6 protein-coding genes and 1 tRNA gene are annotated in these 6,589 nt (G+C 27.5%); 4 read left to right on the top strand and 3 right to left on the bottom strand.

Annotated elements, in window-relative coordinates; translation table 11 throughout:
* Positions 1 to 1,278, bottom strand: a 1,278-nt coding sequence (locus EZH24_RS05610; protein WP_137998159.1) for a CsgG/HfaB family protein, incomplete at its 3' end; no start/stop codon positions are given.
* Between the two features lie 191 nt (positions 1,279 to 1,469).
* Between EZH24_RS05610 and EZH24_RS05605 the strand changes: the two genes are divergently transcribed.
* Positions 1,470 to 2,669, top strand: a complete 1,200-nt coding sequence (locus EZH24_RS05605; RefSeq protein ID WP_137998158.1) for a pyridoxal phosphate-dependent aminotransferase — start codon at positions 1,470 to 1,472, stop codon at positions 2,667 to 2,669.
* A 16-nt stretch (positions 2,670 to 2,685) separates the two neighbouring features.
* Here the strand turns inward: EZH24_RS05605 and EZH24_RS05600 are convergent, their stop codons facing one another.
* Both EZH24_RS05600 and EZH24_RS05595 read right to left on the bottom strand, forming a co-directional pair.
* Complete coding sequence (locus EZH24_RS05600) at positions 2,686 to 3,009, bottom strand: STAS domain-containing protein (protein ID WP_137998157.1); 324 nt, start codon at positions 3,007 to 3,009, stop codon at positions 2,686 to 2,688.
* A gap of 31 nt (positions 3,010 to 3,040) precedes the next feature.
* Positions 3,041 to 3,123: transfer RNA gene (locus tag EZH24_RS05595), tRNA-Tyr, on the bottom strand.
* Positions 3,124 to 3,301: 178 nt separating this feature from the next.
* Here EZH24_RS05595 and EZH24_RS05590 point away from each other — a divergent pair.
* The 3 genes from EZH24_RS05590 to proS all read left to right on the top strand — a co-directional run.
* Positions 3,302 to 4,810, top strand: coding sequence for a hypothetical protein (locus EZH24_RS05590; RefSeq protein ID WP_137998156.1), 1,509 nt, complete (start codon positions 3,302 to 3,304; stop codon positions 4,808 to 4,810).
* A 56-nt stretch (positions 4,811 to 4,866) separates the two neighbouring features.
* On the top strand, positions 4,867 to 5,790 hold the full coding sequence (locus tag EZH24_RS05585) for a hypothetical protein (RefSeq protein WP_137998155.1): 924 nt from the start codon (positions 4,867 to 4,869) through the stop codon (positions 5,788 to 5,790).
* A gap of 115 nt (positions 5,791 to 5,905) precedes the next feature.
* Positions 5,906 to 6,589: proline--tRNA ligase (gene proS / locus EZH24_RS05580; RefSeq protein WP_137998154.1), on the top strand; the 684-nt coding region annotated here is incomplete at its 3' end.

The following is a 6,589-nucleotide window of genomic DNA, read 5'->3' as shown; positions in this document are numbered from 1 at the left end:
CATAGCTCCAATTCCAAGCAGAATATCTCTCGAGTTAATTTTAGATTCGTTTGGAATTGAAGTATTATTGTCGATATAATAATCGCCTCCGCTCACATTTCCAATATCTGTAAAAGTCAATCCGATTCCAAGATGCGGAATAAATACAAACCTGACGACTTCTTTATAAATATTGACATTAATATCGAAATTAAATCTTATATCGATTCCGTAGCTTGTTTTGAAAAAATCGCCGAATAATAATCCGAAACTCAAATTTGGCGAAAATAAATTATTATCGTATCCCACTTTCAAATGCATTCCAAAAGTGAAATCGTTTTTATTAAGATTAATATTTAACTGTCCGTTATTTGTGGAACTTTGATAAGTTTTTTGAAGAGATTTTATTTTATATTCGGAATAATTAATATTGAAACCGACTAAAAAATTTCCAATATGAGTTTCCCTCGCTATATCTCCCGCTTGAATATCGTTTCCTCGAGATATTTTTGCAATCGAATATTCTCTTCCCAAATCTTTTATTCTTAAAGTTCCTTTTTCTTTATATTCTCCTTCTATAATATTTCCCGAAGGCAAAACTATATCTTCCGCTTTTGAATAAACTTTGAATCTCGTATTTTTATTAATTCCATGTTCGCTTCCAGCAAATAAAATAACATTTCCGTCTTTTATGTCGGATATTTTTAAAATGATTTTAAAAACATTTTTCATTTTGCTTTCCACTTGAATAGCCAAATCGTTGCATGCTTCGTCCAAAGCCGCTTCTCTGAAAGCCATTGAAGGATAACGATTTATGCCATAATAAGCCGAACCAGAAATTTTTGAAGAATATAATATTTTAGTAGTTTCGACATCGACTATTTGCAAAACTAAATCTACATTTGCGTATATATTTCCGCTTCCAGATTCGCTATCGTAATCGAAAGTTATATTTGCCGAAGTTATTCTTCCCGTTATCGCTTTGCTATAGCCGTAAATTTTTCCCACTTCAATAACCTGTTCTTCTGTAATTCCCGTTAATTGAAGTTCCATTTCTTTTAAGTATTTGTCTAAATTCGCTCTGTCGACAATATTAAATCTATTCATTCTCGTAAGCGAATTTTCTATAAGCGTTGTGACTTTTTTTCCTAAATCTTTTCTGTATCCCGTTGAAACATCTTCGATTTCAAATACGGCGATATTTTCTTTCACATATCTATCGGTTATTTCTCTATCGATACTTTGGGAAAATAGATAAGTATGAAATATTATAAAAAATAAAAAAACCGCTTTTTTCATTTATATATATAAAATTACAATTTATAAAGTTTTTAATATTATGTTTATATTATATCAATTACTAAAAAAGTCAAATATTTAATTTGCAATATTATATAAAATGAATTATTAATTTTAAGGTATTGACAATTTTTTTATTTTCGTATATTCTATATCATTAAATTATTATATATAATAAATTGGAGATGCAAATGGAAATATCTAAAAGAATTCAAAGATTAAAAACTTCCCCTGTTAGAAAATTGAATCCTTATGCGGAGGAAGCGGAGCGAAAAGGAATAAAGATTCATCATCTTAATATAGGACAACCAGATATTGAAACGCCTAAAAAGTTTATTGAAGCTATTGGAAAATATGACGGTAAAACTCTAAAATACGAACATTCTCGAGGAATAAAACCTCTTCTTAAAAAAATACAAGAATATTATGATAAACTTGGAATTCATTATGAAGAGGATGAAATAGTCATAACAAACGGAGGAAGCGAGGGTTTATCATTCAGTTTGCTTGCCATATTTGACGAAGGCGATGAAATATTGGTAGCCGAACCTTATTACGCAAATTATAATAGTTTTTACGATGTATTAGGGATAAAAAGAAATGCCGTTAGAACTTATGCAGAAAACGGTTTTCATCTTCCAAACAGAGACGAAATAGAAAAACATATTACTCCAAAAACAAAAGCTTATATGTTTTCAAATCCAAGTAATCCTACAGGAGTCGTATCTACAAAGCGGGAATTGGACGATATAGCCTATTTATCAAAAAAACATGATATGTTTATTATAAGCGATGAAGTTTATAGAGAATTCGTATATAGTGATAGAAAAGCCATCAGCTTTGGAACTTATAAAGATTTGTCGGAAAATGTTATTATAATAGATTCAATTTCAAAAAGATTTTCAGCCTGCGGAGCGAGAATCGGATGTATAATAAGCAAAAATAAAGATTTTATGAACGCGGTATTTAGAGAATGTCAAATGAGATTATCCGCCCCTACTCTTGAAATGATTGGAGCGGCGGCTTTATACGACTTGCCCGCAAACTATTTTGAAGAATCAAGAAAAGAATACGACAATAGAAGAAAAATATTATTTGAAGAACTTACAAAAATGGAAGGCGTAATCATGAAAGAACCCGAAGGCGCCTTCTATGTATTGGTAAAACTTCCTGTAAAAAATGCCGAAGATTTTGCAATATGGCTTCTAAAAGACTTTAATATTGATGGAGAAACCGTTATGTTTGCTCCGGGAGAAGGTTTTTATGCTACGGCAGGATTGGGAGTTGATGAAGTGCGAATGAGCTATGTTTTAGATTCAAAAGATTTAAAAAGAGCTATGCATATACTTAAAGAAGGTTTGATTAAGTATAGGAAAGAAGTTGAAAAATAATATTTAATAAAAATTATTATAATAGAAAATCTTTTTTCTTATCAAAGGTTTTAATAAGAGTAAATATCATTAAATCTTTAAAAACTTGAGCAATTGCTTCGTCAACATTCATCATAAATAATTTAATTTTTATAGATTGTAAATTTTTATATAGTTTAAGTATTTTTGCTATCCCTGCGCTATTAATTTCCTTAACATTATGCATATCTAAAACAATTACCGGCATCATTAGAGAACATACTTCTTCTGAATCTTCTACAAATTTTTTTACTTCTTCTGGTAAAGAGAGATTGGATTCTACAACTATAGATATATATCCATCGTAAAATTCTATAGCCAAAATATCTCCTTAAAACATAAAATAAAGAATGTGGGCAGGGAGGGATTCGCACCCCCGTAGACTACTGTCGGCAGATTTACAGTCTGCTGCCATTGACTGCTCGGCCACCTACCCTTTTAATCTTCAATAATCTTATATTTGAAAATTAATTGAAGTAATTATAACATTTTAATAAAAAATGTCAACACTTAATTTAAATAAATACAAAATAAATTTAGTTGATAATTTTATTTTTTTAATATATCATTAATCGAAAATCAAAATTCAATTTAAACTAGTAAAGACAACATTTATGAAAAGAAAAAACTTATTTTTTAAAATTTATATACCTTTTATTATTATTCTTACAATCGCTATAATTATTTTATCAAAATTAGGCGGACAAATTAGAGTCGGATATTTGGATGAAATAAAATTAAATGTCAATGAAACTTTGCAATTAAATAATTTAGAATCCGTAATGGAAGGTTTTAATAACGAAGACGAATTAAAAAACTATTTGCTAAATAACGAAAATATTACAAATTATAGTTATGCATTTAAAATGGGATATTATGAAAAAATTTTCAGACATAGCGATATTTACGAAGTTCGCCCAGATTTTAATAATTTGCCAGAATTTATTAAAACGATAAAAATGTGGGATATTGGAAGTCCTTTTGGTAATTTGATTTCCGAAAAAATAATTGATAACGAAGAAAAAATAAATATTAATTATTCGCTAAAAATAAAACCGACATTTACTATATATTTTCTTTCTTTACTTCCGAGTTTATTAATTTATTTCCTTATAAAAAATTTTTCAAACAAATATTTATCTTGGTATAACGGACATGTTAAATTGCAAACTCAAAATATTTTTAATCTTGATATTCTAAATAAATTTATGATAAAATTCATATTCGTATTATCATTAACGATTATGGCGGCGATTATTCTAAAATTATTTGGTTATAGCAATGTTAAAACTTATATATTCTTGTTAATTTTTATATCGGTATGTTTTTTATTCGTAAATCTGAAAAAATATAATCTCAATAAAAAATTATATAACTTGTCGTTAAATAATGAAAAATCGGAAATTATAATTTATTTTACCGTTCTATTTTTATTATTAGCGACAATTAACGCAATTTTAGAGCTTAATATATTTATAAATCAAAATTTTATTATTCTCTCAATACAATTTATAATTTTATTTTTTATATTTATGATTATTGCGAACTGCAAATATAACCAATATATTGCAGTTTTTTTATTTGTCATATCGGTTGTATTAATAACATATAAACAATATTCCCCGTCTATATTAGATAACTATCATTATTCGGCGCATTTTAATTCAGTATTTTATGTCGCCAATTCCATACCTTATTCAAAAAACATGTATAGCATTCATGGACATTACGCTTTATTTATGTTTCCGTTTTTTAAAATATTAGGTTTAAGCGTAAAATCATACTCTTTATTGATAGCCATATTATCTGGAATAACTTCAATATGCATAATTTCAACGATATTCATATTAATCAAAAATTCGTTTTATAGAATAATTGGAATATTAACCGCTTTATTTTTTCTTTTCTCAATAAGTCAAAATTATTATTCGGTTTTTCCGTTAAAATTATTTTTCCCAAGTATTATGATTTTATATATATCAATAGTTAATATTAGAAAAAATAAATTATCGTTTATAATAGGTTATATTTTAGCGTCTTTGGGAATTTTATGGGGAGCTGATACGGGATTAGTCTGTCTTGGAGCATTAGTTTCTACTTATATATATATATATATGATTTAGATTTTAAAGATAAAAAATTATATTATAATATCATTTTTCATATAATCCTTGCCATATTGTCTATTTTATTAGCTTTATTAATTCTAAATATTTGCAATGTATTCGTATTAGGCGGAAATGTTCAAACTATAAAAGATTTATTATTTCCGTTGTTCACGGGACAATCTAAATACACGGAATCAAATACGCGATATGTTATAGGTTATTGGATTATAACGATAATATTATTCTTATTTTCATTTCTTTATTATATAAAAGACATGAAAATATTTAATTTCAAAAATAATGCAAAACTTAAATCTTATTCACCAAGCGTAATATATTGTTCAATCTGCGGATTAGGATTATATTGTTATTATATAAACAGAAGCGATATTATTCACCATATGATTGCGGCTTCTTCGTTGTCGGTTATGATTCCATTTGCTCTTTATAGATTAAATATTTTATCATTTTCTTTGCAAGATAATAATAAAAATTATGAATATAATATTAATATAATTAAAAATATATTTGCCATATTTTCTATCATAGTTATATTTATGTGCATAAGTAATTTTATAAATCTTTTAAATAAAAATATTTATAACGATATGCGGGCAAAAAATGACGAAAGAAACGGCATTACTCATATTGTTACGGAATACATGAAAAAATACGGTTATAACGGCATAGCCTCGTTTGGAGGAACTTTTATTTACGGATATGCAAATTTAGGTTGGACAAATTCTTTGATACTTCCAAACGAAAGCGATTGGTGGAATCCAAGTTTCGGTTATAGCAACGCTGTTAAAATATTTTTAGATAAAAAACCCGATATGTTTTTCTCCAAACAATATTTGGAAAATTTAGATGTATTTTATCATAACGAAGAAAACGAACAAAACATATATTTATTTAATAGATATATAAATATGAATTACACGAATATTCCCACAGAGTATGAAAAATACGGGTTTTATTTATATAAATTAAAATAAAATTAAATTATATAACAAACTACTATTAGTTGATAATTTTATTTTTTTAATATATCATTAATCGGAAATCAAAATTCGGTTTAAATAATTTTTTAATAATTTTAAGGAAAATATTATGCGTTTATCTAAACTCTTTATGCCAACTTTGAAAGAAGCTCCAAACGATGCAATAATAGCCTCGAATAAATTAATGATTAGAGCGGGCTTGGCAAGAAAAATATCGAACGGTTTATATTCGTATTTGCCTTTGGGAGTGAGAGTTTTAAATAAAATTTCAAATATTATAAGAGAAGAGATGAACGCAATTGGCTCAAACGAATGCATAATGCCTTTGCTCGTTTCAAAAACTTTGCTTACTCCTTCTGGCAGATGGGAAAGATTCAAAAAAGAATTATTCAGATTAAAAGACAGAAACGATATTGATATGGCAATGGGACCGACTCATGAAGAAGCATTTACGATTACGGCTCAAAATGAAATTCAATCATATAAGGATTTGCCTTTAATTTTATATCAAATACATACAAAATTTAGAGACGAAATAAGACCGCGATATGGAGTGATTCGCTCGAAAGAATTTATTATGAAAGACGCCTACTCTTTCAATATGACAAAAGAATCTTTAGACAAAAGTTATAACGACATGAGCAAGGCTTATACTAAAATTTTTAAGAGAATGGGATTAAATACCGTGAGCGTGAAAGCGGACAGCGGAGCTATGGGAGGAGAAGGAAGCGAAGAGTTTATGGTTTTAAGCGAAGTTGGGGAAGAGACGATATTATCACTTTTGGCGGAAGTT

Origin of the sequence: Brachyspira catarrhinii (assembly GCF_005518285.1) — a bacterium.
In the GTDB taxonomy this organism is placed as follows: Bacteria; Spirochaetota; Brachyspiria; order Brachyspirales; family Brachyspiraceae; genus Brachyspira; species Brachyspira catarrhinii.
The sequence above is the reverse complement of the archived record's forward strand: the minus strand, read 5'-3'. Positions and strand labels throughout refer to the sequence as shown.